The organism is Acidovorax sp. FHTAMBA (assembly GCF_038958875.1).
In the GTDB taxonomy this organism is placed as follows: Bacteria; Pseudomonadota; Gammaproteobacteria; order Burkholderiales; family Burkholderiaceae_C; genus Acidovorax.
Map to the genome: position 1 here is coordinate 1705435 of NZ_CP152407.1, position 23380 is coordinate 1728814.

Annotated in this window: 30 protein-coding genes; 8 read left to right on the plus strand and 22 right to left on the minus strand. The window is 65.1% G+C overall.

Translation table 11 applies throughout. The annotated features are described in order from the left end of the window. Window positions 1–13: 13 nt before the first annotated feature. Window positions 14–805 carry a pseudouridine synthase gene (locus tag AAFF19_RS07920; protein ID WP_008906390.1) on the minus strand — a complete coding sequence of 264 codons (792 nt, stop codon included), beginning with the start codon at window positions 803–805 and terminating at the stop codon, window positions 14–16. Window positions 806–902: 97 nt separating this feature from the next. Between AAFF19_RS07920 and AAFF19_RS07925 the strand changes: the two genes are divergently transcribed. Next, window positions 903–1238, plus strand: a complete 336-nt coding sequence (locus AAFF19_RS07925) for an ankyrin repeat domain-containing protein (RefSeq protein ID WP_034695233.1) — start codon at window positions 903–905, stop codon at window positions 1236–1238. A gap of 101 nt (window positions 1239–1339) precedes the next feature. Here the strand turns inward: AAFF19_RS07925 and AAFF19_RS07930 are convergent, their stop codons facing one another. Next, on the minus strand, window positions 1340–1819 hold the full coding sequence (locus AAFF19_RS07930) for a TerB family tellurite resistance protein (RefSeq protein WP_008906392.1): 480 nt from the start codon (window positions 1817–1819) through the stop codon (window positions 1340–1342). A gap of 92 nt (window positions 1820–1911) precedes the next feature. Here AAFF19_RS07930 and AAFF19_RS07935 point away from each other — a divergent pair, with 92 nt between their 5' ends. After that, window positions 1912–2841: a phosphoesterase gene (locus AAFF19_RS07935; protein ID WP_342721635.1), complete on the plus strand. Its 930-nt coding sequence runs from the start codon at window positions 1912–1914 to the stop codon at window positions 2839–2841. Window positions 2842–2858: 17 nt separating this feature from the next. Here the strand turns inward: AAFF19_RS07935 and AAFF19_RS07940 are convergent, their stop codons facing one another. Continuing rightward, window positions 2859–3293 (minus strand): thermonuclease family protein, encoded by a 435-nt coding sequence (locus AAFF19_RS07940; RefSeq protein WP_342721636.1) that lies wholly within the window; start codon window positions 3291–3293, stop codon window positions 2859–2861. Window positions 3294–3520: 227 nt separating this feature from the next. Between AAFF19_RS07940 and AAFF19_RS07945 the strand changes: the two genes are divergently transcribed. Continuing rightward, entirely contained in the window at window positions 3521–4090 is a 570-nt protein-coding gene (locus AAFF19_RS07945; protein ID WP_008906395.1) for a DUF2242 domain-containing protein, read from the plus strand. 84 nt (window positions 4091–4174) lie between these two features. Here AAFF19_RS07945 and AAFF19_RS07950 read toward each other — a convergent pair whose 3' ends face one another. The 4 genes from AAFF19_RS07950 to AAFF19_RS07965 are packed head-to-tail and all read right to left on the minus strand — an operon-like array spanning window position 4175 to window position 7631. Then, window positions 4175–5098: a dioxygenase gene (locus AAFF19_RS07950; RefSeq protein WP_342721637.1), complete on the minus strand. Its 924-nt coding sequence runs from the start codon at window positions 5096–5098 to the stop codon at window positions 4175–4177. Window positions 5099–5144: 46 nt separating this feature from the next. Beyond that, on the minus strand, window positions 5145–6125 hold the full coding sequence (locus AAFF19_RS07955) for a tripartite tricarboxylate transporter substrate binding protein (RefSeq protein ID WP_342721638.1): 981 nt from the start codon (window positions 6123–6125) through the stop codon (window positions 5145–5147). A 37-nt stretch (window positions 6126–6162) separates the two neighbouring features. Continuing rightward, on the minus strand, window positions 6163–6438 hold the full coding sequence (gene catC, locus AAFF19_RS07960; protein ID WP_182119510.1) for a muconolactone Delta-isomerase: 276 nt from the start codon (window positions 6436–6438) through the stop codon (window positions 6163–6165). Between the two features lie 11 nt (window positions 6439–6449). Then, window positions 6450–7631: a muconate cycloisomerase family protein gene (locus tag AAFF19_RS07965; protein WP_182119511.1), complete on the minus strand. Its 1182-nt coding sequence runs from the start codon at window positions 7629–7631 to the stop codon at window positions 6450–6452. 158 nt (window positions 7632–7789) lie between these two features. Between AAFF19_RS07965 and AAFF19_RS07970 the strand changes: the two genes are divergently transcribed. Further along, window positions 7790–8662, plus strand: coding sequence for a LysR substrate-binding domain-containing protein (locus AAFF19_RS07970; protein WP_182119512.1), 873 nt, complete (start codon window positions 7790–7792; stop codon window positions 8660–8662). A 22-nt stretch (window positions 8663–8684) separates the two neighbouring features. On the opposite strand, the gene AAFF19_RS07975 is transcribed toward AAFF19_RS07970, so the two are convergent. Further along, window positions 8685–9452: an alpha/beta fold hydrolase gene (locus AAFF19_RS07975; RefSeq protein ID WP_342721639.1), complete on the minus strand. Its 768-nt coding sequence runs from the start codon at window positions 9450–9452 to the stop codon at window positions 8685–8687. Between the two features lie 90 nt (window positions 9453–9542). Further along, window positions 9543–10094 (minus strand): pseudouridine synthase, encoded by a 552-nt coding sequence (locus tag AAFF19_RS07980; RefSeq protein WP_342721640.1) that lies wholly within the window; start codon window positions 10092–10094, stop codon window positions 9543–9545. Between the two features lie 220 nt (window positions 10095–10314). Between AAFF19_RS07980 and gltS the strand changes: the two genes are divergently transcribed. After that, the gene (gene gltS, locus AAFF19_RS07985) at window positions 10315–11538 is read left to right on the plus strand and encodes a sodium/glutamate symporter (RefSeq protein WP_008906403.1); all 1224 of its coding nucleotides are present in this window, start codon (window positions 10315–10317) and stop codon (window positions 11536–11538) included. Window positions 11539–11702: 164 nt separating this feature from the next. Here the strand turns inward: gltS and AAFF19_RS07990 are convergent, their stop codons facing one another. Continuing rightward, the gene (locus AAFF19_RS07990; RefSeq protein ID WP_008906404.1) at window positions 11703–12635 is read right to left on the minus strand and encodes a peptidoglycan DD-metalloendopeptidase family protein; all 933 of its coding nucleotides are present in this window, start codon (window positions 12633–12635) and stop codon (window positions 11703–11705) included. Between the two features lie 177 nt (window positions 12636–12812). On the opposite strand from AAFF19_RS07990, the gene AAFF19_RS07995 reads away from it, so the two are divergent. After that, the gene (locus AAFF19_RS07995) at window positions 12813–14075 is read left to right on the plus strand and encodes a phospholipase D-like domain-containing protein (RefSeq protein ID WP_008906405.1); all 1263 of its coding nucleotides are present in this window, start codon (window positions 12813–12815) and stop codon (window positions 14073–14075) included. 24 nt (window positions 14076–14099) lie between these two features. Here AAFF19_RS07995 and AAFF19_RS08000 read toward each other — a convergent pair whose 3' ends face one another. Beyond that, complete coding sequence (locus AAFF19_RS08000) at window positions 14100–14348, minus strand: hypothetical protein (RefSeq protein WP_008906406.1); 249 nt, start codon at window positions 14346–14348, stop codon at window positions 14100–14102. Between the two features lie 62 nt (window positions 14349–14410). Continuing rightward, the gene (locus AAFF19_RS08005) at window positions 14411–14737 is read right to left on the minus strand and encodes a DUF2322 family protein (RefSeq protein WP_008906407.1); all 327 of its coding nucleotides are present in this window, start codon (window positions 14735–14737) and stop codon (window positions 14411–14413) included. Window positions 14738–14859: 122 nt separating this feature from the next. Here AAFF19_RS08005 and AAFF19_RS08010 point away from each other — a divergent pair, with 122 nt between their 5' ends. Continuing rightward, window positions 14860–15825: an IS30 family transposase gene (locus tag AAFF19_RS08010; RefSeq protein WP_342721641.1), complete on the plus strand. Its 966-nt coding sequence runs from the start codon at window positions 14860–14862 to the stop codon at window positions 15823–15825. A gap of 117 nt (window positions 15826–15942) precedes the next feature. Here the strand turns inward: AAFF19_RS08010 and AAFF19_RS08015 are convergent, their stop codons facing one another. From AAFF19_RS08015 to AAFF19_RS08025, 3 genes are read right to left on the minus strand one after another with little or no spacing between them, the layout of a single operon-like run. Further along, a complete protein-coding gene (locus AAFF19_RS08015; protein WP_342721642.1) occupies window positions 15943–16272 on the minus strand; it encodes a hypothetical protein in 330 nt (109 codons plus the stop codon). 31 nt (window positions 16273–16303) lie between these two features. Continuing rightward, window positions 16304–17290 carry an FHA domain-containing protein gene (locus AAFF19_RS08020; protein ID WP_342721643.1) on the minus strand — a complete coding sequence of 329 codons (987 nt, stop codon included), beginning with the start codon at window positions 17288–17290 and terminating at the stop codon, window positions 16304–16306. Beyond that, window positions 17287–18705: a serine protease gene (locus AAFF19_RS08025; protein ID WP_008906410.1), complete on the minus strand. Its 1419-nt coding sequence runs from the start codon at window positions 18703–18705 to the stop codon at window positions 17287–17289. The genes AAFF19_RS08020 and AAFF19_RS08025 overlap by 4 nt, the downstream gene beginning before the upstream one ends. A 71-nt stretch (window positions 18706–18776) precedes the next feature. Here AAFF19_RS08025 and AAFF19_RS08030 point away from each other — a divergent pair, with 71 nt between their 5' ends. Continuing rightward, window positions 18777–19724 carry a M14 family metallocarboxypeptidase gene (locus AAFF19_RS08030; protein WP_342721644.1) on the plus strand — a complete coding sequence of 316 codons (948 nt, stop codon included), beginning with the start codon at window positions 18777–18779 and terminating at the stop codon, window positions 19722–19724. A gap of 163 nt (window positions 19725–19887) precedes the next feature. Here AAFF19_RS08030 and AAFF19_RS08035 read toward each other — a convergent pair whose 3' ends face one another. The 7 genes from AAFF19_RS08035 to AAFF19_RS08065 form a co-directional block, all read right to left on the minus strand. Beyond that, the gene (locus tag AAFF19_RS08035; RefSeq protein WP_182119520.1) at window positions 19888–20235 is read right to left on the minus strand and encodes a DUF86 domain-containing protein; all 348 of its coding nucleotides are present in this window, start codon (window positions 20233–20235) and stop codon (window positions 19888–19890) included. Continuing rightward, entirely contained in the window at window positions 20232–20522 is a 291-nt protein-coding gene (locus AAFF19_RS08040; protein ID WP_182119521.1) for a nucleotidyltransferase family protein, read from the minus strand. The genes AAFF19_RS08035 and AAFF19_RS08040 overlap by 4 nt, the downstream gene beginning before the upstream one ends. Before the next feature lie 123 nt (window positions 20523–20645). Further along, on the minus strand, window positions 20646–20945 hold the full coding sequence (locus AAFF19_RS08045) for a hypothetical protein (protein WP_182119522.1): 300 nt from the start codon (window positions 20943–20945) through the stop codon (window positions 20646–20648). 265 nt (window positions 20946–21210) lie between these two features. Beyond that, a complete protein-coding gene (locus AAFF19_RS08050) occupies window positions 21211–21618 on the minus strand; it encodes a hypothetical protein (RefSeq protein WP_182119523.1) in 408 nt (135 codons plus the stop codon). Beyond that, a complete protein-coding gene (locus tag AAFF19_RS08055) occupies window positions 21599–22222 on the minus strand; it encodes a nucleotidyltransferase domain-containing protein (RefSeq protein ID WP_342721645.1) in 624 nt (207 codons plus the stop codon). The genes AAFF19_RS08050 and AAFF19_RS08055 overlap by 20 nt, the downstream gene beginning before the upstream one ends. 132 nt (window positions 22223–22354) lie before the next feature. Next, window positions 22355–22645: a nucleotidyltransferase family protein gene (locus AAFF19_RS08060; RefSeq protein ID WP_342721646.1), complete on the minus strand. Its 291-nt coding sequence runs from the start codon at window positions 22643–22645 to the stop codon at window positions 22355–22357. Window positions 22646–22894: 249 nt separating this feature from the next. Continuing rightward, the gene (locus tag AAFF19_RS08065) at window positions 22895–23335 is read right to left on the minus strand and encodes a hypothetical protein (protein WP_342721647.1); all 441 of its coding nucleotides are present in this window, start codon (window positions 23333–23335) and stop codon (window positions 22895–22897) included. Window positions 23336–23380 lie beyond the last annotated feature (45 nt).

Below are 23380 nucleotides of genomic sequence, written 5' to 3' on the forward strand. Positions count from 1 at the left end.
CGTGTCGCCCGCGTTACGGGGGCGAGATGGGTGTCTCGTGCCAGGGCAGCCGCGCAAACAGGCGTTGCCAGTCGACGCCAGGGGGTGCGGTGGCATCGTCGGCGGGCAGGTGCCCGCAGCGCCATCCAGCAACCCCAGGCCATTGCAGCCCGCTCGCAAACGTCATCGTCGCCCCGGTCAGTGGGTGTGGCACCGTGAGTTGCCAGGCATGCAGCCACAGCCTTTGCAGCCCCAGCCGTTCGGCCCACCAGCGGTTGAGCGGTCCTTTGCCGTGGGTGGCATCGCCAATGATGGGGTGCGCCAGGTGCTTGAGGTGGCGGCGGATCTGGTGGCGACGGCCGGTGGTGGGGATGGCCTCCACCAGTGAGGCCCGCGTGGTGGCAAAACGCGCATCGCTGGCCTCGGGCAGCGTGAGCTGCGCCAGGCGGCGAAAGCGCGTGTGGGCGTCCTGTACGGCGGCGTCGGCGGGCGCATCGTCGGGCTTCAATGCGTGGTCCACCTCGATGGCCTCGGGCGCCCAGCCGCGCACCATGGCCAGGTAGCGCTTGTGTGTGGCCCCATGCTCAAAGGCTTGCGACAGCGCCCGCGCCGCGTCGCTGTGCAGCGCCATCACCAGCACGCCGCAGGTGCCCTTGTCCAGCCGGTGCACGGGGAACACATGCTGGCCCAGCTGGTCGCGCAGGGTCTGCATCACAAACCGTGTTTCGCCCGCGTCCAGCCCCGTGCGGTGCACCAGCCAGCCGGCAGGCTTGTAGACGGCCACCAGGTGCTCGTCGCGCCAGAGGATGTGCAGGGGGGAGGTCAAAGGACGAGGTGGCAACGCATCAGGGAAGCCGCGGATTGTGCCCCACCTGCGCGCCTGCCTACACTGCGCGCTTTCCCATTCAAACAAGGCCTGCGCAATGTCCGCTGGAGACTGGAAAGACATGTACGCCGCCGCCGTGGCGGGCGATCTGGCGCTGGTGCGCCACCACATCGGCGCGGGCGTCAACCCCAATTACCAGCACCCCGAGATCCTGTGCACCCCCCTGGTGGCCGCGCTGATCCACGGCCACGACGACATCGCCCACTACCTGCTGGAGCATGGCGCAGACCCGCAGCTGCGATCCGACTTTGATGACATGACGCCGCTGGAGGCCGCACGCCGCCACGGCCGCACCGGGTTCATCGCGCTGCTGCAGGCGCAAGGCGCGAAGGAAGAGCGCAAACCCTTCTGGTGGCGCTGGCTGCCCATCTAGAAGCCCCCCCTGAGTCGCTTCGCGCCATCCCCCGGAGGGGGACGCCGCCCGTGCGGCGGGGCGGCCCTTGCACGGCGGCACTGGCTTGGGCCACGCCAGTTTCAGCGCGGTGGCTGGAAAGGTTGCGCCGTTTCTTTTGCGCGCATCTTGGCAGCGATGTACTCGCCGTGCGTCACATGCAGCAAGCTCGCCACCTTGCTGATCGTGTGGTTCTCGTTGGCGTCGATGTGCGCGTCGGCATAGGCTACCTGCCACATGGCTTCCACCAGGCGGATTTTCTGCTCCTGGGTGAAGTGCTCGTTCAGGCTGCTGGTAAAGCGCTGGTAGTCGTAGGCCGTTCGGGATGTGGTCACGGCCAGCTCCAGCAGGCGCTGCAGTTCGTCGTCGCTCAGCGCAAACTTGCTGCGCAGGGCGGTGACCATGGCGGTGCGCTCGGCCTCGTCCATGGAGGTTTCGGCCCGCACCACCTCCACCAGCAGCACGGCCGCGGCCAGTTGCACGGCATGGTCGCGCTCTGCGGCTGACTGGGTGGGCTGGGGCTGGGTGAAGCTGTCGAACAGGTCTTTGAGGGTGCGAAGCATCGTGGTGGCGTGTCCGTGGATGAGCGAACTTCGGTGGACGCCCGGCGCCCGTGTTGGTTCCCCGCCGGGCGGCCCGGCGACAATCAGTGGTCATGATGAAGAAAAACATTCTCCCCCTGCAACTGCTGGTTGCCCCCGACAAGAACGACCCTTCTCCCCTGGTGCTGTACCACGGGCGCAATTGCCCCGACGGTTTTGGTGCCGCGCTGGCCGCCTGGCTGTATTACGGCGACGGCGCTGAATACCTGGGACTGGACCACGGCGACATCACAACGGTTGATGACCTGCCGCCCGTTGCGGGCCGCACGGTCTACATACTTGATTTTTCGTTCTCGGCCGACATCCTGCAGGCCATTGACGAGCGTGCGTCCAAGCTGGTCATGCTCGACCACCACAAGAGCGCGGCCGAAAAGCTCACCGGCTTTGCCTGCCGCTGCGGCGTGGTGCACTTTGACATGGACAAATCGGGTGCACGCCTGGCATGGGAGTTCTTTCATCCCCACGTGCCGGTGCCCCCGCTGCTGCAATACGTGGAAGACCGCGACATCTGGAAGTGGGAGTTTGCCGAGAGCGCAGGTTTTCTCTCGGCGCTGGATATGGAAGCGCAGGACTTTGCGCGCTGGCGCGAGATTGCCGCCTTCACGCCCGAGCAGCTCGCGCTGTTCATGGCGCGCGGCGCGGCCATGGACGAAAAGTACCGCAAGCTCGCTGCCGACATCGCAGAAGGCGCGCAGCCGCTGGTGTTCAACGGTATCGAAGGCCTCATGGTCAACGCGCCCGGCATGTTCCACAGCCTGGTGGGCGACATCCTCTCGGCGAAAACCGGCACTTTCGCCCTGATGTGGAGCGCGGGTGCCAAGGGTGTGAAGGCAGGCCTGCGTTCGCAGCGCAACTTTGACTGCATCGCGCTGGCAGAAAGCATGGGCGGCGGTGGCCACGCACAGGCCTGTGGCTTCAAGATGGGTGTGGAGCGCCTGCCCGAGCTGCTGACGGGGTCCTTCAACGCCGCCCCGTCGCAATAGGCGCCGGGCGGGGCGGTTCAGCGGGCGTGGCGCTGCCGGTAGTGCCACGGCGCCATGGGGCGCGGCTGCGACCACAGGCCTGCGCCATCGCTGCGCGCCTGGCGCTGCAACTCCGCCAGCTGCGGGCGGCTGCTGGCATAGGGCGTGTACACCCAGGCCAGCCCGGCTTGCACCTGCGCGGTGGCCGCGTCGGAGTTGCCGCAGCGCACATGGGCCACGGTGCGGCCGTAGCTGTCCTCATCCACCGGCTGCAGCGTGGCACGCTGCCGGAAACACAGGCGCGCCAGGTTTTGCCGCGACTTCTGGCCAAATGCCTGGCGGGATTCCGGCGCATCAATGGCCGCAATGCGCACCTTGACCTGCTGGTAGGCGCCGGGCGTGCCGCAGCGCACGGTCAGGGTGTCGCCGTCGCTGATGGCGACGACCAGGCAGATGAGGGAAGCAAGGGGCACGGCAATATTCTTGAGCGAAATTGGGCTCCAGCGCTTGATGGATAAGCGCTGACAGCTATTATTAGTATAGCTACCAGCGCCGTGCCTCCGCGGCGTGTTGCACGGGGTTACCAGTTGGGTTCGCGCGTGTGCACGTTGGTGATGCGTGCTTTCTAGAATCAGCGGGAACCGCGTGGTGTGCGGTAGCGTTGTGCCCGATGATGATGATTTTCCAGGAGTGCTTCCCGTTGCCCTTTCGTTTTTCTTTCCGCCGCTTCTCATCCCCTGCTGGCGCCGCCGTGGGGGCCCTGGCCCTGGCGCTGCTGACGGGCTGCGTGGCCTCCACACCCAAGACCTTTGGCGTGCAGGAGAACTTTGGTTCGGTGGCAACGCATTCGCGCCTGTTTGATGCCACGCCGCAGCAGACCTGTGAGGCGGCGCGCCGCGCGCTGCTGAGCCAGGGCTACGTGATCGCCACCCAGCAGCCCGAGCTGATCCAGGGCACCAAGAGTTTTCAGCCCGAGCCCGAGTCGCACCTGCAGATGGTGGTGCGGGTGGTGTGTGTGCCGGAGGCCGACGAAGGCAAGGTGAGCCTGGGTTTTGTGACGGCGCTGCAGGATACCTATGCGCTGCGCAAGACCAACAATTCCGCCAGTGTGGGCGTGGGGGCGATTGGCTCGGTGTCATTGCCGGTGTCTGCCAGCAGCGAGTCGATGGTCAAGGTGGGCAGCGAGACCATTTCCAAGGACGCGTTCTACGAGAGTTTTTTCGACCTGGTCAAACGCTTCCTTCTGGCCAGCCAGGCCCCAACCGATTGACCTGACAGCGCCTGCAAACCACCAAGCGCAGCGGCCGCGCCACAGGGTGGGGCGGCCGCTGCGCGGCAGGGCTGGGGCAGGAAATCAGCCAGCGGCGGGCGCCACGCGCTCCATGCGCGTCAGCGGCAGGGCTTCGTCGGCATTGGCCGCCTTTTGCAGCACGAAGTTGAACTTCGAGCGCGTGAAGGGCGCCGCAATACCCAGCGACTCGTAGCCTGCAGCCGGCACGTTTTTCTCCAGCGCAACGATCAGCCCGTCGCGTGTGGCAAACGCAAAGTCGTCGTCGATGAAGCTGTCGCCGGGCACGTTGATCTGCGTGGTCAGTGTGCGCATGCCGGGTGCCACCACCAGGAAGTGGATGTGCGCAGGGCGGTTGCCATGGCGGCCCAGTGCTTCAAAGAGCTCCGAGGTCGGGCTGTTGGGCGGAATGGCGTAGCCCGGTGGCAGGAAGGTGCGAAACCGGTACTGGCCCTGGGCGTCGGTTTCGATGCGGCGGCGCAGCTCGTAGGGCTTCATGCCGGGGAAGAAGTGCGAATACCCGCCCTGTTCGTTGGCGTGCCACACGTCCACCGAGGCATGCGCCACTGGGTTGCCGTCCAGGTCCAGCACCTGGCCTTCCATGACGAACACCTCGCCCTTGGGCTCGCCCTCGTCCAGGCGCGTTTCCACCTTGGACACGGGAGCCCCCGCCACAAACAGCGGGCCCTCGATGGCGCGCGGCGTGCCACCCGTGCGGCCGGCCTTGGCGTCTGCCTCGTCGGCGCGGATGTCCAGCAGGCGGTCAAAACCCAGGCCGGCGGTGATCAGGCCCGTCTGGCCCGTGGCGCCCAGGCGCGAGAGCCAGCCGGTGGCGGCCCAGAACTCGTCTGCCGTCACGTCCAGTTCGTCGATGGTCTTGAACAGGTCGGTGACGATGCGCTGCGTGAGCTGGCGTACACGCGCATTGCCGGGAGCGATCTTCTTGGTGTTGACCAGCTCCAGCAGCTGGGCCTTGGTGAGTTCGGACATGGTGGTCTCCTCGTCGGGATGAAGGGTGGGGCGAAAAACAGGGGGGTCAGTCGAGCTTGATGCCGCGCTCGGTGATGAGCTTCGTCCAGCGCTCGGATTCGAGCGCCAGGTGCTTGGCCAGCTCGTCGGGGGTGGAGCCCACGGGCTCTGCGCCGATGGTGTCAAAACGCTTGGCGACTTCGGGGTCTTTCATCGCGTCCAGCAGCGCCTTGTTGAGCTTGCCGACGATGGCCTTGGGCGTGGATGCCGGCATGAACACCGCAAACCAGGGCGACACCTCATAGCCGGGTACACCGGCCTCGGCCAGCGTGGGCACATCGGGCAGGGTGCTGGAGCGCTTGGCCGTGGTCACCCCCAGTGCGCGCAGCTTGCCCGACTGGATGTGCGGGCGCGCCGATGTGATGCTGTCAAACATGTAGTTGACCTGGCCGCCCAGCAGATCGGACACCGCCGGGCCGCTGCCCTTGTAGGGGATGTGCAGCATGTCCACCTGCGCCAGCGAGGTGAACACCTCGCCCGCCAGGTGGATGGAGGTACCGTTGCCTGCCGACGCATAGGTGAGCTTGCCCGGTGCCTTGCGCGCCGCGGCAATCACATCCTTGATGTTTTTGACATCGGGCTGGGTGGCGTTGGTCACCAGCACATTGGGCACCACGGCCAGCAGGCTGACGGGCGCGAAATCCTTGACCGGGTCGTAGTTGAGCTTGCTGTACAGCGGCTTGTTGGTGGCCATGCCGATGGACGTGATCATCATCGTGTAGCCATCGCCGGGCTGCTTGGCCACATAGTCCGCACCAATGTTGCCACCTGCACCGGGCCGGTTCTCGATCACGAAGGGCTGGCCCAGCGTCTTGCCGGCCTTTTCGCCCAGCGTACGCGCAATCGCGTCCATGGCGCCGCCGGGCGGGAAGGGCACGACCCAGCGGATCGGCTTGTTCGGCCAGTCGGTGGCGGCAGGCTGTGCGTGCGCAGCGAGGCCGAGGCCGGCCAGGGCCAGCAGGGCCAGCAGATGGCGTTTGGATGGCATGGTGTTTGTCTCGCGGGTTTTGTATTGGTGGGGTGGCTCAGATGGCCGAGGGGTGCTGCGCCAGCGGTGTGACGGAGATCTTCATGAACGGGAACAGCGGCAGGCCCTGCAGGAGCTGGTGCAGTTCATCGTTGGATGCCACATCGAAGATGCTGTAGTTGGCGTATTCGCCCACCACGCGCCAGATGCTCTTCCAGCGGCCGTCGCGCTGCAGGTCCTGCGAATAGGCTTTCTCGCGGGCCTTGATCTCGTTGGCTTTCTCTACCGGGAAGTCGTGCGGGATGTTCACATCCATACGTACCAGAAACAGCATCGGTGTTCTCCTTAAAGCGAGGGGGTGTGTGCGGCCATATCGACATGCACGGTGGTGAGGCCCTGGCGGGCGCGGTCAAAGCGTTCGAGCTGGGCCAGCGACACCTCGACGCCAAAGCCCGGGCCGTCGGGCAACTGCAGCTCGAAATCGACGATGGGCATCTGGGATTCGACGATGTCGTCCACCAGCAGCTGCGGGCCGAACAGCTCGCAGCCGTGGTGCGCGCTGCCCAGCGTGGCAAACACATGCGCCGATGCGGCGCTGCCCAGCGAGGTCTCCAGCATGGTGCCGCCGTACCAGCCGATGTCGGCGGCCTCTGCAATGGCGGCCACCTTGCGCGTGCGGATCAGGCCGCCATGCTTGGCCACCTTGAGCGAGAACACATGGCTGGCCTTTTCGCGCGCCAGCATCATGGCGTCCTGCGGCGTGCAGACGGTTTCGTCGGCCATGATGAGCGCGCCATCGAGCGTGGCCGTGAGGCCCTTGAGCGCTTCGACGTTCCACTGCGCCACGGGCTGCTCGATCAGCGTCACACCGGCCTCCACCAGTTGGGGCAGGTAGCGGCGCGCGGTGTTGCCGTCCCAGGCCTGGTTCACATCCACCGTGAGCGTGGCCTGGCCTTGCAGGCCGCGCGCGATCTGCGTCACATGGGCCACATCGTCCTGCGGCGCGCGCGCGCCGATTTTCATCTTGAAGATGTGGTGGCGCTTTTGCGTGAGGCGCAGGTGGGCTTCCTGGAGGTCGCGATCGACATCACCGCTGGCCAGCGTCCAGGCCAGGGGCAGGCTCTGGTGCACCTTGCCGCCCAGCAGTTGCCAGGCGGGTAGGCCCAGTGTGCGGGCTACCGCGTCGATCAGTGCCATCTCCACAGCGCTCTTGGCAAAAGCATTGCCCTTGCAGGCCTTGTCAATGCGCGCCAGGGCTCCTTCAAAGCCGCCCGCGTCCTGGCCGATGAGGGCCGGGGCCAGGTAGTTTTGAATGGCGTGCAGGATGCTCTCGGGCGACTCTTCGTTCCACGAGGGGCCGCCAATGGTGGCCGCCTCGCCAAAGCCGGTGGCGCCGTTTTTGAGCCACACCTGGACGATGACCGGGCTTTGGCGGCTGATGGAGCCGAACGAGAGTTTGTGCGGGCGGATCGTGGGGATGTCCAGGATCCGCGCCTGCATGCGTTCGACGGTGAAGCGGCTTTGCATCGCTGTGTGCCTTTGTGGGTATCTGGAGCCGGAAATCAGGGTGGGCCCGCCGGTGGGGGCTGTTGAGTAGCAAGGTTAGATTCAATCCCCATGACGTTCCAATGATTTATTTGCAACTTATCATTCGATGGCATCGAACGATCAAGGAGCATGCCGCCATGGAAATCCGTCAGCTTCGATACTTTCTGGACATCGCCGAAACCGAGCACCTCACGCAGTCGGCGCAGAACCTGTTTGTCACGCAGTCCACGCTGTCGCACGGCCTGCGGCAGCTGGAGGAAGAGCTGGGTGTGCAGCTGTTTGTGCGGTTGGGGCGGGGGCTCAGGCTGTCGCAGGCGGGGATGGAGTTTCGCGCCTACGCCTCGCGCGCCCTGCAGGAGGTCGAGGCCGGCCGCATGGCGCTGGCCGACCTCACGGGCCTGCGCTCCGGCACGCTCACGGTGGGCGTGATCCCCACGTTCCTCGATACGCTGGTGCCCTCGGCAGTGGCCGCCTTTCACCGCAAGTACCCGGGCGTGAACGTGGTGGTGCGCAACCTGCTTGCCGGCCCGGTGGAGGAGCAACTGGTGGCAGGCCAGATCGACGTGGGGATTTCCTTTCACCCCACCGAACGCCAGGAGATCGAAAACGAGCACCTGTTTTCCGAGCGCATGCAACTGGTGGTACAGCGGGGGCACCCGCTGGCCCGGCGGCGCAGCATGGCGCTGCAGGCCTTGTCCACTGTGCCCCTGGCCATGTTGCCGCGCGCATTTGCCACCCGCCGCCTGATCGACGACGCCTTGCGCGATGCCGGGGCGGTGCCCTCGGTGCGGGTGGAGATGGAGTCGGTCGAGGCGCTCATCGACGCCTGCCGGTGGGGCGACCTCGCCAGCATCGTGCCCGAGCGGGCCGCGCGGCGCGCCACCGATCTGCAGGTGATCGGCCTGCACTCGCAGCAGATCGTGCGGCAGGCCGGCATCTTGTGGCGCCGCGGGGCGTCGCGCAGCACGGCGGCGCTGGAGTTTGCCGCGCTGCTCAAGACCAAGGTCTGAGCGTCTGAGCGCTTGCCTGCTCTCAGAGCTGGCGGATGAAGCCGTGCACCAGCGCGGCAAATTCAGCCGGTTGCTCCACCGCGCTCAGGTGGGCTGCGGGCAGGCTTTGCAGCTGGGCACCGGCAATGCCCTGGGCGATGGCCTCGGACATGGCCAGTGGCGTGGCCTCGTCGCGCGACCCCGCAATCACCAGCGTGGGGCAGGTGATGCGGCGGTTGCCTGCGTCCAGCGAAATGGCGGCCACCGCGGCGCAGGCCTGCACGTAGGGGGCCGCTGCCGTGCCTACCAGCACGGCGCGCAGCGCGGCGACCAGCACACTGCCCTGCGCGTCTGCCCGGAACTCGGGCGTGAACCAGCGCTGCAGCGCGCCATCGGCGATGGCTTCCATGCCCTGGGCGCGCACCGTGTCGATGCGGGTCTGCCAGCCCGCGCGGGCCGCGTCGTCATAGTGGCTGGCAGAGTTGGCCACCGTGATGCTGCGCACCACATCGGGATGGCGGGCGGCCAGGGCCTGGGCGGCCATGCCGCCCATCGAAAGCCCCACAAAGTGCACCGGCCCCTGCGCCTGCTGGCGGATGAGCGCGGCTGCGTCGTCGGCCAGATCGTCCATGCTGAAGGGGCTGGTCAGGGCGGGTGAGCGGCCATGGCCGCGCGCGTCGTAGCGCAGCACGGTATAGCGGTTCTGCAGCGCGGCTGCCACGCCATCCCACATCTGCAGGTCGCAGCCCAGCGCGTGGCTCAGCACGATGACGGGGCCTTGGCCTTGCTGCACAAAGTGAAGGGATGACATGGCTCGGCCTTTCTGTTGGGGTGAAAAGGCCGGTATTGTGCCCACGCGGCGCAGCCGGGTGCTGCGAGGTGTCTTTGTGGCGCCGTGCGATCAGGCTGTGGGTGCGACGGGGCTCCACTGCCCCGGCGCCAGCCCCTGCAGCGAATACGGCCCCACGGCCGCGCGGATGAGCCGCAGTGTGGGGTGGCCCACGGCGGCCGTCGTGCGGCGCACCTGGCGGTTGCGGCCTTCGCGGATGACCAGCTCGATCCAGGCAGTGGGGATGGCCTTGCGTTCGCGGATAGGCGGGGTGCGTTCCCACACCGCAGGGGCGGGCTCCAGCAGCCGGGCACGGGCCGGCAGGGTGGGGCCGTCGTTCAGCACCACGCCGCTGCGCAGCGCCGCCAGCGCAGCTTCATCCGGGATGCCCTCCACCTGCACCCAGTAGGTTTTCTCCATCTTGAAGCGCGGGTCGGCGATGCGCGCCTGCAGCGGGCCGTCGCTGGTCAGCAGCAGCAGGCCCTCGCTGTCGGCATCCAGCCGCCCGGCCACATACACACCGGGCAGGTCGATATAGTCCTTCAGGCCCTGCCATTTGCCTTCGGCGGTGAACTGGCTGAGCACGCCGTAGGGCTTGTTGAAACGGATCAGGCGGGGCGTCATGAAAGCGGGCGTTGCGGTGGTCTGGCGAGCATAGCCGCAGCGTGCAGGGCGGCGTCTGACGGCGGGTTCAGCGTCTGGCTGAGCAGGCAGGCCATGCATTCATTATAAAATCGGCCTCCAGCGCAATACCAGCTTGCGCGGGCAGCTATATAAACAATAGCTTTTTCATCGGGGCAAGTGTTGCCTGATCCTCTCAACAAGGCCTCAAGGAGACACCGCCATGGTCACCATCGAACTCGACATTGCGCAGACCATCGGCATCGCCGCTGTCTTGCTGGTGGTGGGTGAAGCCATCAAAAAGCGCGTGGGCGTGCTGTCGCGCTATTTCATCCCGGGGCCCATCATTGGTGGGCTGGTGTTCTCGCTCATCGCGCTGTTCGGGCACCAGGCGGGGCTGTTTGCCTTCAGTTTTTACGACAACATGCGCGCGTTCCTGCTGCTGGTGTTTTTCACCACCATCGGCTTTTCAGCCAGTTTCGAGCTGCTCAAGAAAGGCGGCGTTGGCGTGGCGCTGTTTCTGGCAGCCGCTGTGGGCCTGGTGGTGCTGCAGAACCTGCTGGGCGCGGGGCTCGCCACGGTGCTGGGCGTTCACCCGCTGATCGGTGTGGCGGCGGGCTCGGTCTCGCTCACGGGCGGCCATGGCACGTCGGCCGCCTTCGGGCCGCTGATGGAGCAGGCGGGGGCGGCAGGCGCGTTGCCAGCGGCCATTGCCGCTGCCACCTATGGGCTGGTGGCCGGCTGCGTGATTGGCGGCCCGCTGGGCACCCTGCTGATGCGTCGCCACGGGCTGTATGCGCCGGGGGTGGACGGTGTAAAACAGACCGCCGTGGGCACCGGCGCCCTCGCCGCGCCGATGCCCAGCACGGCGCCCCTTGCCCGGGCGGGCAGCAACGACACGGTGATGTACGCCAGCATCCTGATTGCCGTGTCGATTGGCGCGGGCACGGTGCTGGTCAACTGGCTCAAGGGGCTGGGCATCACGCTGCCGTCGTACCTGGGGCCCATGCTGGTGGCGGCGCTGGTGCGCAACATCATCGACTGGCGCAACGGCGCGCTGCCCCTGCGCCAGTTCGAGGTGGTGGGCAATGTGTCGCTGGCGTTCTTTCTGGCAATGGCGCTGATGTCGATGAAGCTGTGGGAGCTGGCCGAGGTGGCCGGGCCGCTGCTGGTCATCCTGGTGGCGCAGACGGTGCTGATGTTCGGGTTCGCGTATTTCGTGACCTTCCGCCTCATGGGGCGCGACTATGACGCGGCCGTCATCGCTGCGGGCCACTGCGGCTTTGGCATGGGCGCCACGCCCAACGCCATGGCCAACATGCAGGCCTTCACCGCCGTCAATGGCCCGTCGGTAAAGGCGTTTTTCGTGATCCCGCTGGTGGGTTCGCTGTTCATCGACTTCTTCAACGCCGTGACCATCACCGGGTTCGTCAACTACCTGAAGTAACGCGCCGACGCTTGGCAAGGCTCACCGCGTTGCGATGGCGCAGTGCGGTGCTTCAAACCGAGAGCCGGAATAGTGCGCGGCGCCAGCGAGTGACGCCGAGCAAGGCCCGCCCCGCAGTGAGGGCGTCGTCCCCCTTGGGGGAAGACGCGCAGCGGCTCAGGGGGTTACAAGAACAATGCCGGGTCCACCATGGTGCGGTTGAGCATCACCCCCCAGTGCAGGTGCGGGCCGGTCACGCGGCCGGTGGCGCCCACCTTGCAGAAGGCGTCGCCCGCCTGCAGCACATCGCCCACGCCCACATCCATGCTGCTCAGGTGGCAATACATGCTCAGCAAGCCCTGGCCGTGGTCCAGCCACACCGTGCCGCCGTTGAAGAAATAGTCGCCCACATCAATCACCTTGCCCGGCAGCGGTGCCACGATGGGCGTGCCCGTGGCGGCGGCAATGTCCATGCCGCTGTGCGGATTGCGCGGCTGGCCGTTGAACACGCGGCGCAGCCCGAACGAGCTGGAGCGCCGCCCCGGCACCGGCACACGCATGCGCAGCGATGGCAGGGCCACACCGGCGGGCTGCTCGGTAAATGTGGCCATCACCACCGCCTGGTGGTCGCGCTCGCGCTCGAAGCGGGCCTGGTCTTCGGCAGACAGATCCACCGTGCGGGGTGATACCTTGAGGTGCTGCTCCTGGTACCGCTTGGCTGCCACGGTGTAAGGCAACTCCTGCCGCGTGCCGCCGCTGGCCTGCCCCACCGTGATGTGCGCTGTGCCGGGCACTGCCGCCAGCGGTATGCCCACCACGGCGGTCCACTCGATCATGTCGCCCGTTACCAGCAGCGGCACGTCCGCACCGCCCTGGCGCACATGCGCTGCAGGCCGTGTGGGTGCGGGGCCCAGCGACAGCCGGGCAACGCCGCCCGGCACGGCCAGCGGCTGTGGCCACACGCTGGCGCCCGCGGGCGGTGGGGTGCCGTCGCGAGCGTGTGACGACGGCAGCACCAGCAGGGCGGCTGCGCCCAGCACGGCGGTGCGGCGACTGATGGCGGTGGCGGTGGCGGGGGTGGCGGTGACGCTGGTGGGAGTAGGCGATATAGCAGGCATGAAGGCGAAGTCGTGGAAGTGGCAAAGGCTTGCAGCGCAGGCCCCGCGCCATTGTGCGACGCCCTTGGGCTGGCGGGCCCGCCGGGCACGTGCTGGCGGCGTTTGCCTACATTGCGTTACGCACTGGCCGACCACAATCTCGCCATGAAAAAAGCAGCAGGTCGCCCCCGCTCCACCATGCTCACCATCCTATTGACCGCCTTGGCCACGGGCGCGCTGGTGCTTCTGGCGTTGAACTTCACCGCAGGTGAAAAAAAGGTGCAGCAGCAGCTGCCCCGCCTGTACAGCACGGCCAGCCCGCAGTTTGAACGCGCGCTGGGCAGCCTGCTGGGGCCGGGCATCGTGGGCGGCAACCAGGTGACCGAGCTGCTCAACGGCGACCAGATCTTCCCGCCCATGCTGGCCGCGATCAAGGCGGCCCAGAAAAGCGTCACCTTCGAAACCTATATCTACTGGTCGGGCGACATCGGCAAGGCCTTTGCCGATGCCCTGAGCGAACGCGCCCGCGCGGGTGTGCCTGTGCATGTGCTGCTCGATTGGGTGGGCAGCTCCAAGATGGAGGAAAGCTACCTCACCGAGATGCGCGAAGCGGGCGTGCAGATCGAAAAATTCCACAAACCGCACTGGTACAACCTGGCCCGCATGAACAACCGCACCCACCGCAAGCTGCTGGTGGTGGACGGGCAGGTGGGCTTTACCGGTGGCGTGGGCATCGCGCCCGAATGGACGGGCAACGCCACCGACCCCAAGCACTGGCGCGACTCGCACTACCTGGTGCGCGGCCCCGCCGTGGCGCAGATGCAGGCCACGTTTCTGGACAACTGGCTCAAGGTGACCGGCAAGGTGCTGCACGGCGAGGCCTACTTTCCCGCCATTGCGCCGGCGGGCACGCAAAGGGCACAGATGTTCTCCAGCTCGCCATCGAGCGGCAGCGAGAGCATGCAGCTCATGTACCACCTGGCCATCACGGCGGCCGAGCGCAGCATCGACCTGTCGGTGGCGTACTTTGTGCCCGATGAGCTCACGCTCAAGCTGCTGATGGATGCGCTGGCGCGCGGCGTGCGCGTGCGCATGGTCACGCCCGGCGAGCACACCGACACCGAAACCGTCAAGGCCGCATCGCGTGCCACCTGGGGCGGCCTGCTGCAGGCCGGCGCCGAGATCTACGAGTTTGAACCCACCATGTACCACTGCAAGGTCATGATCGTGGACCAACTCCTGGTGTCGGTGGGCTCCACCAACTTTGACAACCGATCGTTCCGGCTGAACGACGAGGCCAACCTCAACGTCTATGACGCGGCGTTTGCCCAGCGGCAGACCGCCGTATTTGAAGACGACATACAGCGCTCGCGCCGCATGACGTATGAGGCCTGGCTGAACCGCCCCCTGCGCGAGAAGGCGCACGAGAAGCTGACCGGCTGGCTGCGGTCGCAGCTTTGATGACGGAACGGGCCCGCAGCGTGCTTATTGCGTGACGAATTCGTAGGTCACGGCCTCGCTTTCCACCATGTCCAGAATGTCGTCCAGCACATCTTCGTCGTCGGTGCTGCTCCACATGTCTTCCGGGTCGGTGGCGAACAGCGGCTCAATCGCAATGTCCATGAACTTGCCGTCGGGCAGTTTGATGACCGGCGTGCCCTCGGAGGTATCGGCCAGCTCCCAGTCGTCGGGCACGGTCATTTCCAGCTGGATGGTGACATTGAGTTTTTTCATCGCGAAATCCTTGGGTTGCACAGCCGCGCAGGGTAACCGGTTTTGATGGCGCGGCTGCGGCGCTATGCCCCTGCCATGGGCACCGAGCGCACGCCAAAGCTCTCGCTGCCATGCGCCCAGGCCAGCAGCCGGTCGATGTTGGGGTGTTTGCCGGGGAAGGCCCGCGCATCTTCCACATGCTCGGCATACCACTCGAGCCCCAGCGCAGCCGCCGCCGGCGTGATGCTGCCGCCATACAGGGCGGCCAGCGCGGCATACACCACCAGCGATCCCTTCTGCCCCGGCTTGTTCTCGATGGTGGCCAGCACCTGGCCGTCACCGCCCAGCAGGTGCAGGGCGGCAAGGTGGTTGGCGGGGGGAAGCTGCTGAAGCCGGTCTGCGAAGTTCATGGCGTTGCCTTGGTAAAAATTGCATGGCGGATTCAAGTACGAAGTGCAACGCAAGTAAACCGAGTTGGGCCAAGAGTGCATAGGATGCATTTTTGTGACCAGCCAGTCCCAAACGTTGCACCATGACCTATACCCACTTGACCCGAGAAGAACGATACCAAATCCACGCACTGCGTCGTCAAAGCATAAGCCCGGCAGTGATAGCCGCACAGCTCAATCGAAGCCGCTCGACCATCACCCGCGAGCTCAATCGCAACGCTGGAGCCCAAGGCTACAAACCCGCCCGCGCTCATGAGCGAGCCCGTGCCCGCCAAAGGGCACGGCGCAATGCACGCCAGTTCAATGTGCGGCAGTGGAGCCAGGTGCACAGCTATCTGCGCCTGGAGCTTTCTCCCGAGCAGGTCAGCGGACGGCTGCGGCTGGAGGGCGTGCTGACCATCAGCCACGAATGCATCTACCAGCACATCTATGACGACAAACGCAAAGGCGGTGAGCTGATCAAACACCTGCGCTGCCAGAAGGTGCGACGCAAGCGCTACGGCAGCGGACAAGAGCGGCGCGGCACACTCAAAGATCGGCTCTGCATAGAGCAGCGCCCCGCCATCGTTGACGCACGCAGCCGCATGGGTGACTGGGAGGGTGACACCGTGGTCGGCAAGGGCCACCAAGGGGTACTGGTGACCTTGGTGGAGCGCAAGTCCCGCTACACACTGGCGCAGCAACTGGACTCGCGCCACAGCGCAGGGGTGACCGAGGCTGTGATCGCACTGCTGCGACCTCACAAACACTTGTGCGAAACGATCACGTTCGACAATGGCAAGGAGTTTGCTGAGCATGCATTCATCGCCGCCAGTCTGGGGGCAGATGTGTACTTCGCGCATCCCTACCACTCATGGGAGCGTGGGCTCAACGAGAACACCAATGGCCTGTTGCGCCAGTACTTCCCCAAGTGCACCAACCTGCGCCGGGTCTCGCAGCACGAAGTTGACGATGCGCTCTACCGGCTCAACCACCGACCCCGCAAGTGCCTCAACTACCGCACTCCCCACGAGGTGTTCATGGGCTTGGAGATTCGTCCGTTACACTGAAATTCGGTGCACTTTGTAGTTGAATCTGCGCATCAAATTGCCGTCTGGCGCTTGATAGGCAAGCGCCAACAGCTATGAATATAGGAGTAATAACTCCTTGCAGGGTATGTCTGCGCATCACGCCTGCCACACCCCAAACCCTGCCGAGCGCAGGTCGATACCGATCTCGATCTCGCGGTCCACCGCCTCTTCGTAGGGCATGGGGTTGAAGCCCTCGTACAGGTCGGGCAGCAGGCGCAGGCCGTATTGCGTCACAAACCGGTTGGCCTGGATGCCCGCCTTGTGCTTGTCAAACCGCACGTCCGGGTCGAGCCCCGTCATGCCAACGTACACGCAGGGCTTGCCGTCGATGTAGCCGGGGTTGCACCGGCGAAAGCGCGGCTCCAGCAGCACGTCTTTGGAGAGCTCGACCACGTAGACATGGTGGTGGGGCTTGCGGCGCGGCATGGTGGCGGGGCGGGGCTATCCGTGCGTTGGCTCACTCGTCTGCGTCCGCCTGGCCGTCATCGCGCAGGCGGCGGTCGAGCTTGCTGCGCAGCGATTCGGCTTCCTGCAGGAACTGCTCCACCGGCACGGCCGGTGCCACGCGCAGCATTGGCGGGAACATGCTGCTTGAGTACAGCGTCTTGGACAGGCGCATGTTGTTCAGCCACTGCGCGCCCAGCCACGCCGGTACGCCCAATGCCACCACGGCCGCCACCACCCAGGCCAGGCCGATGCGGCGGCGCGGCAGCAGGGTGGCCAGGTGGGCATACAGCGCCCCGGCCAGCACCAGCACGATCAGCAGATAGGCGAACCGGGCAAACACTTCCAGCGAGAAAGCAAATGCCGTCAGGTGCGCCACCAGGTGCACGGCGTCCACCGCCAGGGCCGCAACGCAGGCAATGCGCACATGGCGCCAGAACTGCAGGCGCCCTGCAAACACCTTGTTGGCCGCTGCCCACGCGCCCGACCAGGCCGTCAGCACCACCACCAGCGTGAGCAGCACACCCGGCACGGCCTTCAGGTATTGCAGGGTGTCGCGTGCATCCAGCCACGACTCGCCCAGCCCGGCCAGCAGCACCAGCACCACCAGCGCGGCCGTCGTGCCCAGCGTGCGCCACGGGAACTGCGGCAGCGGCTGCTCCTGGGCAATCGGCGTGTCGGCCAGGCGCAGCGTGATGTGGGTGTGGCCGAGGTCAATGGGCGTGCCATCGGGCCAGTCAAAACGCTCGCCCTGGCCGTGGTGCCTGCGCTGCAGGCGCGCACCGTTGCGGGTCTCCAGCACCTGCACCTGCACCGTGCGCGGGGCCTCCACGGCGCGGTCGATGCGCAGGTGGGTGGGCGCAACACAGGGGTCGTCCAGCACCAGATCGCAGTCCAGCGCCCGCCCCACCGTCACGGGCCAGCGGGTGATGGGCGCACGCGCCAGCAGGGCGCCGTGGCGGTCAAAGGCTTCGATCAGTCCAAGGGTCGACATCGTCATGGCGCGGCCTCCCAGCGGAACGCCTTCAGGTAGTGGCTGGCCAGCTTCATGCCGTTGTCGAACGAGACACCCTGCACATCCAGGCGGCCCAGCATGCCCTGCGTGGGCTGGTTGACCGAGGCGGCCAGCACCGTCATGTTGTACAGGCCGGTCAGCTTGCGGTAGGCCGACAGGCAGACCACCGCACGCAGCGGCAGGCTGCCCGTGTCGATATAGCGCTCGCTGCACTCCACGGCCGTCTGGTGGCGGTTGCCGCGGATCTGCAGCCGCTCATTGGCAAAGCTTTGCGAAAACATCCGCGCAAAGCGCGCAGCGCCCAGGGTGGGGGCGTTGTAGGCCTCATAGCCCAGCCGCACCGCGCCGGTGGTGAAGTCGCCGGCCACCACATCGCTGTCGGCCTGGCACTGCGTGCGCTCCAGGTTCAGCGCGGGGAACGCAGGGTCGCGCCCCGATCCCCAGCACCGCGCCAGCGCATCGTCGGGCACGGGCACGCGGTAGTTGCCATGGCGCTGCTCGCGAAATGGCGCTTTCAGGAACCGGTCGGTCAGCAGTTGCTGGTGCTCCATCAGCTGCCGCGTCATCTCGGCATGCGCGGGCTGGGTGATGGGCTGGGCATTGGCTGCACGCTGCACCAGCGCCTGCGCAAACTCGGCCGGGATCAAAAAGCTCACCTGCTCGCCATCGAGCCGCTTGGCCACGTTCACGCCCAGCACCCGGCCCGCATCGTCCACCGCCGGGCCGCCGCTCATGCCGGGGTTCAGCGTGCCGCCAAAAAATATGCGCGGGTAAAAGCTGCGCTTGACCAGCCCGTTGTAGGTGCCCTCGGTCACCGCAAAGCCAATGTCCAGCGGGTTGCCCAGCGAGTAGATGCGCTCGCCCTGCGCCAGCGTGTCAGCTGCGGGGCGAAAGCCCAGCACCGGCGCGGCAGCCGTGCGGCCCTTGGCGCGCAGCACGGCCAGGTCGCGCTGCACATCAAACGCCAGCAGCTCCACCTCGCCCTCCTGGCCCTCCATCGTCACGTACACGCCCCGGTAGCGCTCGGGCTCCAGCGCCAGCTGGCTGGCCACGTGGAAGTTGGTCACGATCAACCCGTCGGCCGACACAAAAAAGCCCGAGCCAATCGACGCCTGCGTGTTGGCATTGCGCAGCAGCGTGCGGATCTGCACCAGCTTGTCGCGCGACAGCTCGTAGATGCGCCGGGCATCGCGCGACAGCAGCGCCACATCGGGCGCTGCTGCGGGTGCCTGCGGCGGCGCGGCGCCGCCGCCGGGTGCGGCTGGCGCCAGTTCTGCGGGGGGCGCTGCAGGCGATGCAACGGGGGGCTGGGGCGCATTCTGCGCATGCGCCAGGGCGCAGAGCAGCAAAACGAAGGGAAGGGCGGCAAACCGCAACGGCCGGGGCAATGAAAAGGGCATCGCGGTATTCTATGAACGCTCTGCCCCCTCGCCAGGTACGGCCCGGGCATCACCCCAACGCCCCAACACCCATGCAAGAAACCCATCCCTATCCCATCGGCACCCCCGGCCAACCCTGGGGCGCCGCAGAACGCGACCAGTGGCGCGCGCGCCAGTTGCGCCAGCGCAGCTACGCCGACGACGTGCTCGCCGCCGTGGAGGCACTGCGGGGCCGGTGGGATGTAGAGCTGTATGGCGATGTGGTGTATGCCGACGCCCAGCACCCGGCCGAGCGTTTTCCCCTGCGGGCCCTGCGCAGCCGCAACTGGCAGCACGGCCTGCCCAGCGTGCTCATCACCGGCGGCGTCCACGGCTACGAAACCAGCGGCGTGCACGGCGCGCTGCGGTTTGCCGACACGCATGCCGAGCACTTTGCGGGCCGTGCCAACCTGCTGGTGGTGCCCTGCGTCAGCCCATGGGCCTACGAGCGGTTTCAGCGCTGGAACTTCGACGCCATCGACCCCAACCGGTCCTTCAGGGAAGGCTCGCCCGCGCAGGAAGCTCTCGCCCTCATGCGGCTGGTGGCGCAGCACCAGGGCCAATATGGCCCGTTTTCTGCCCACATCGACCTGCACGAAACCACCGACACCGACGAATCCGAGTACCGCCCCGCCGTGGCCGCGCGCGACGGCAAGGTGTTCGAGCCCGGCAGCATCCCCGACGGCTTTTACTTGGTGGACGACACCGAGAACCCGCAGCCCGACTTCCAGCAGGCCATCATCGACGCCGTAAGCCGCGTGACGCACATTGCGCCTGCGGACGACAAGGGCGAAATCATCGGCTCGCCGGTGGTGGCGCCGGGCGTGATCCGCTACGAATTCAAGGCCTGGGGCCTGTGCGCCAGCGTGAGCGGCGCGCGCTACACCACCACGACGGAGGTGTACCCCGACAGCCCCCGTGCCACGCCCGAGCAGTGCATCGAGGCGCAGGTGGCGGCGGTGTGTGCGGCGGTGGAGTTTGTGTGTGGGGAAACGAAGTAGCGCTGTGTGCTGTTCGTTTTAGTGCCAAATTGGCCTCTAGCGCTTGATGGATAAGCGCTAGTAGCTACTATAAAAGTAGCATTTCTTTCGCAAAAAAATGGATAGTTGATCTGCCTCAGGCAACCGTTCTGCAGCCGGGCGTCCCGCCTCGGGAGAGGCTCGTTTAGTTGGATGGCAGTGCGTCGAGCTGTGACTTCAGCGCTGGCAATGCGGTCTGAACCGTGTCCCAGACCACTTCGAGGTTGATGTCAAAGTAGCCATGGGCAATGCGGTTACGCATGCCGCGCATACTGCGCCAAGGTATTTGGCTGTGCTCAGCCGCAAAGGCAGCGTGCTGATCCATCACCTTGGTGGCGGCTTCGCCCAGAACTATCAGGCTCATCACCACTGCTTGCTGGGTGCGCTTGTCCTGCATGAAGTCGGCCTGCGCCATGCCATCCACAAACGATTGCGCATCGGCAATGGCTTGCCGCATGTGATCCAGGTAGTCCGGCAGCCTGCTTGCGCTCATAGAGGTTTGGCTTCGCGAGCTACAGCATCACGGAACTTGGCTGGCAAATCCTTGAGCGTGAGCACATCCACCGACACGCCCAGCAGCTCTTGCAACTCGTCTTGCAGGCCCCCCAAATCCAGCAGCGTCGTGCCGGGCAAGGTCTCCACCAGCAGATCCAGGTCGCTGCCGTCGTGATCATCGCCCCGCGAAGCAGAGCCAAACACCCTCGGGTTGGTCACCCGATAGCGTGCCGCTGCTTGAAAAACAGCATCGCGGTGTTGGCTGAGGGCGAGGGAAGGGCGCATGGCTTGGAGTTTAGCGGTGCTGAATGTTTTTAGGTCAAATCGGCACTAGACGCTCAATGGATAAGCGGGAGAAGCTATTGAAATAATAGCAATCTCAGGTTTGTGTAGATGTGGTTGCACGCCTTACCGGGTGCTTCCCAAAGCGCCTAGCAACCGGGCGCTCACCTCGGCTGGATCAAGCGTGGTGAACTGCATGTTGTGCTGCTCCGTCAGCGGGCCGTGGCCCGGCTCCATGCGCCCGGCGGCGTCGTAGCCCATGGCCTTGAACTTCCACACCCCGCCGACCAGCTTGAGCGAGCCCACTTGCGCGCCGTCGGCTGTGTGCACTGATACCACCCCGGCGTTGATGGGCACCAAGTGCAAGGGGCGTGCCAGTGGGCCGGGCGGCACTTGGGCGAATGTGGGGGTGAACGGGAGCGTCATGGGTTTCGGTGTTACTGCAATTTTTAGATGGAATTGGCCTCTAGGGATGTCCTGCATAACTCCCTGCGGTCTGTGATAGCGCGGCCTCGGGCAGTCCGCTGCGTTGCTTTTCTTGCCAATAGCCCAGCTATTGGCTGCAAAAAGACGCCTTGCGGCCTATCCCGATCCGCACTACCACCGACTCGCGAGGGTTATGCAGGACATCCCTAGCGCTTATTGGATAAGCGCGAGCAGCTATTCTTTAAATAGCAAATGACATCTGCTCCTACCGCTGCATCGCATCCGCCACTGTCTGCGTGGCCGTGATCAGATCGGCGACCAGCCGGGTATCCACATCCAGCAGCCCTTCGTACTCGCCCAGGTTGCGAGTGTTGTGGCACTTGTCCAGCACCCGCCACACCTCGGGCCCCAAGCCCAGCGTGTGGGGCAACACCTGGAACACGATGTAGCGGTTGCCAGCGCGGTAGCCCTTGCGGCGCAGCGCGGCCAGACACAGCGCGTGCGCAGCGTTATAGGCCAGGTCAAACCGGCTTTCCAGCGCCAGGCTGGTGTTGCGTGCGTCTGCCAAGCGCGCCAGGCCGGTGCGCAGCAACCCGGCCAACTCCGCTGCGTCTGGGGCCTCGGCTTTGAGCTGTTTGCCTGGGCCGCTGAGGTTATCCAGTGGTTGGGACATGCAACTGCTCCTGTTTGCCGATGAGCCAAACCGTGGGCTGCCGTAGCACGCGGGTCACGAATGCATTGTCTTGCTCGATGCGCTTGGCAATATCTTGGGGCGTATACAGCGTGGGGTTGATGGTGCGGCCCAGCGTTTGCGTGGCGGCTTCCAGCGCGCCAAACAGCTCGCCATAACCCAGGCTGGGGCTGACCACCATCAGGTCTACATCGCTGCGCGCCGTCTCCTGCTGGCGCGCCACCGAGCCATACACAAACGCCTGCTCGATCTGCCCGGCCAGCGGCGCCAGCGCCGTGCGAAGTACATCGGCCACTCCCATCGTCTTGAGCACCAGGCCGCGGAGCTCGGCAAACACCGGCGCATCGGCATTGGCTTGGTAGTGCTTCTGGTTGCCCTGTTTGCTGACTGTCAGCAAGCCTGCTTCGGACAAGCCCGCCAGCTCGCGCTGCACCGCACCCGTACCCGACTGGGCCAGCGCAATTACCTCGTTGGCGTAAAAGCTGCGGTCGGGCGTGCTGAAGAGCACGGCCAACACGCGTTGGCGCACGCGGGGGAAGAGGGCGTCAGCCAAGCTGGTAGCGGTGGATGCGGGAGATTGATTCATACCCATAATGGGGTTGATGATACCCAATTGGGGTTTGTCAGAGCTTTGTTTGTGGCTCTCGCTCATGAATGTTGCCAATGGCCTCGACGATGTGCTTCAAGTAGTCCGCCACCCGCAGCGGTTGCGCCCGGCTCACACGGCCATCGCCTCGCGCAGCACCTGGTCCCGAAAGGTGGCGGGAAGGCTGTTGGGAGTGAGCACATCGACCTCCATACCCAGCAACTGCTTCAGCTCAAACCGGATCGCGCCAATGTCCATCAGCGTGGTTTGCGCGGTGGGCTCCACCAATAGATCGTGGTCGCTGTCGGCAGTGTCGTCCCCATGCAGCGCCGAGCCAAACACCCGCACGTTGCTCACACGGTGGCGCAGCGCAATCTCGCGGATTTGCGAGCGGTGGAGGGACAGGGCTTCGGAGGGGCGCATGTTTTGGAGTTTAGCGGCGCAGCGGGTTTTTTAGCCAAATTGGCCGATAGCGCTTGTGAAGCCTACGCTGGAAGCTACTAAAAATATAGCTAGGCTCCTGTAGAAAAATGGTTTCGTGCCCGCTGCCGTTGTTCGCTGTCACGCAAGGAGCGCGCACTACGTCCTGCTCCACCAAGTCCGAAGTGAAATAGGCAAAAGACAAGACCTGACCCCATTGCTCGTACAGATAAAAAAGCTGAAGGTATTTAATCAACAACCACTTGCAATTAATTGCGCTTCAATTGCTGCCAAACCTAGATTTGTCGTCATTGCATGATTTTTCATCACTGAGGGATTTGGGATTGTTGAATATCCCTTGGGATAAGGGCTGCTAACGTCGAAGTGTGTGTGCGCGTAGTGGTTTCGGAGTTTTGCAAGATAATCGAGAGTTGACTCTAAGGCGTATACTGGTGCGCCAGCATTGCTTTCAGCTTGTTCCAATATTCTGTAGCCAACGACCGAGATTATCATTTTTTCAAAGTGATTTTTGTATGAAAAACCAGACGTGGGTTTTACATATTTATCTGAAATCTGTGCTATTCGTTGTGGCGAGAGTGCACATCGTTGTGCTGTTTCAAGAACGATGGCGTCCATTGCTTGCTCTACCCAGCCGCAGACCTCAAGTATTGCAGCCTTGGAGCTGAGCAGCATAACTCGCAGATTTTGAGGTGACGATGCGTATATTCCCTCATGGTA

Excerpts from the sequence above, each read along its gene's own strand:
- AAFF19_RS07925 (WP_034695233.1), top strand. The coding sequence starts at position 903 with ATGTCCGCTGGAGACTGGAAAGACATGTACGCCGCCGCCGTGGCGGGC.
- AAFF19_RS07930 (WP_008906392.1), bottom strand. The coding sequence starts at position 1,819 with ATGCTTCGCACCCTCAAAGACCTGTTCGACAGCTTCACCCAGCCCCAG.
- AAFF19_RS07935 (WP_342721635.1), top strand. The coding sequence starts at position 1,912 with ATGATGAAGAAAAACATTCTCCCCCTGCAACTGCTGGTTGCCCCCGAC.
- AAFF19_RS07950 (WP_342721637.1), bottom strand. The coding sequence starts at position 5,098 with ATGTCCGAACTCACCAAGGCCCAGCTGCTGGAGCTGGTCAACACCAAG.
- AAFF19_RS07955 (WP_342721638.1), bottom strand. The coding sequence starts at position 6,125 with ATGCCATCCAAACGCCATCTGCTGGCCCTGCTGGCCCTGGCCGGCCTC.
- catC (WP_182119510.1), bottom strand. The coding sequence starts at position 6,438 with ATGCTGTTTCTGGTACGTATGGATGTGAACATCCCGCACGACTTCCCG.
- AAFF19_RS07965 (WP_182119511.1), bottom strand. The coding sequence starts at position 7,631 with ATGCAAAGCCGCTTCACCGTCGAACGCATGCAGGCGCGGATCCTGGAC.
- AAFF19_RS07970 (WP_182119512.1), top strand. The coding sequence starts at position 7,790 with ATGGAAATCCGTCAGCTTCGATACTTTCTGGACATCGCCGAAACCGAG.
- AAFF19_RS07975 (WP_342721639.1), bottom strand. The coding sequence starts at position 9,452 with ATGTCATCCCTTCACTTTGTGCAGCAAGGCCAAGGCCCCGTCATCGTG.
- AAFF19_RS07980 (WP_342721640.1), bottom strand. The coding sequence starts at position 10,094 with ATGACGCCCCGCCTGATCCGTTTCAACAAGCCCTACGGCGTGCTCAGC.
- gltS (WP_008906403.1), top strand. The coding sequence starts at position 10,315 with ATGGTCACCATCGAACTCGACATTGCGCAGACCATCGGCATCGCCGCT.
- AAFF19_RS07990 (WP_008906404.1), bottom strand. The coding sequence starts at position 12,635 with ATGCCTGCTATATCGCCTACTCCCACCAGCGTCACCGCCACCCCCGCC.
- AAFF19_RS07995 (WP_008906405.1), top strand. The coding sequence starts at position 12,813 with ATGCTCACCATCCTATTGACCGCCTTGGCCACGGGCGCGCTGGTGCTT.
- AAFF19_RS08000 (WP_008906406.1), bottom strand. The coding sequence starts at position 14,348 with ATGAAAAAACTCAATGTCACCATCCAGCTGGAAATGACCGTGCCCGAC.
- AAFF19_RS08005 (WP_008906407.1), bottom strand. The coding sequence starts at position 14,737 with ATGAACTTCGCAGACCGGCTTCAGCAGCTTCCCCCCGCCAACCACCTT.
- AAFF19_RS08010 (WP_342721641.1), top strand. The coding sequence starts at position 14,860 with ATGACCTATACCCACTTGACCCGAGAAGAACGATACCAAATCCACGCA.
- AAFF19_RS08015 (WP_342721642.1), bottom strand. The coding sequence starts at position 16,272 with ATGCCGCGCCGCAAGCCCCACCACCATGTCTACGTGGTCGAGCTCTCC.
- AAFF19_RS08020 (WP_342721643.1), bottom strand. The coding sequence starts at position 17,290 with ATGACGATGTCGACCCTTGGACTGATCGAAGCCTTTGACCGCCACGGC.
- AAFF19_RS08025 (WP_008906410.1), bottom strand. The coding sequence starts at position 18,705 with ATGCCCTTTTCATTGCCCCGGCCGTTGCGGTTTGCCGCCCTTCCCTTC.
- AAFF19_RS08030 (WP_342721644.1), top strand. The coding sequence starts at position 18,777 with ATGCAAGAAACCCATCCCTATCCCATCGGCACCCCCGGCCAACCCTGG.
- AAFF19_RS08035 (WP_182119520.1), bottom strand. The coding sequence starts at position 20,235 with ATGAGCGCAAGCAGGCTGCCGGACTACCTGGATCACATGCGGCAAGCC.
- AAFF19_RS08040 (WP_182119521.1), bottom strand. The coding sequence starts at position 20,522 with ATGCGCCCTTCCCTCGCCCTCAGCCAACACCGCGATGCTGTTTTTCAA.
- AAFF19_RS08045 (WP_182119522.1), bottom strand. The coding sequence starts at position 20,945 with ATGACGCTCCCGTTCACCCCCACATTCGCCCAAGTGCCGCCCGGCCCA.
- AAFF19_RS08050 (WP_182119523.1), bottom strand. The coding sequence starts at position 21,618 with ATGTCCCAACCACTGGATAACCTCAGCGGCCCAGGCAAACAGCTCAAA.
- AAFF19_RS08055 (WP_342721645.1), bottom strand. The coding sequence starts at position 22,222 with ATGAATCAATCTCCCGCATCCACCGCTACCAGCTTGGCTGACGCCCTC.
- AAFF19_RS08060 (WP_342721646.1), bottom strand. The coding sequence starts at position 22,645 with ATGCGCCCCTCCGAAGCCCTGTCCCTCCACCGCTCGCAAATCCGCGAG.
- AAFF19_RS08065 (WP_342721647.1), bottom strand. The coding sequence starts at position 23,335 with ATGCTGCTCAGCTCCAAGGCTGCAATACTTGAGGTCTGCGGCTGGGTA.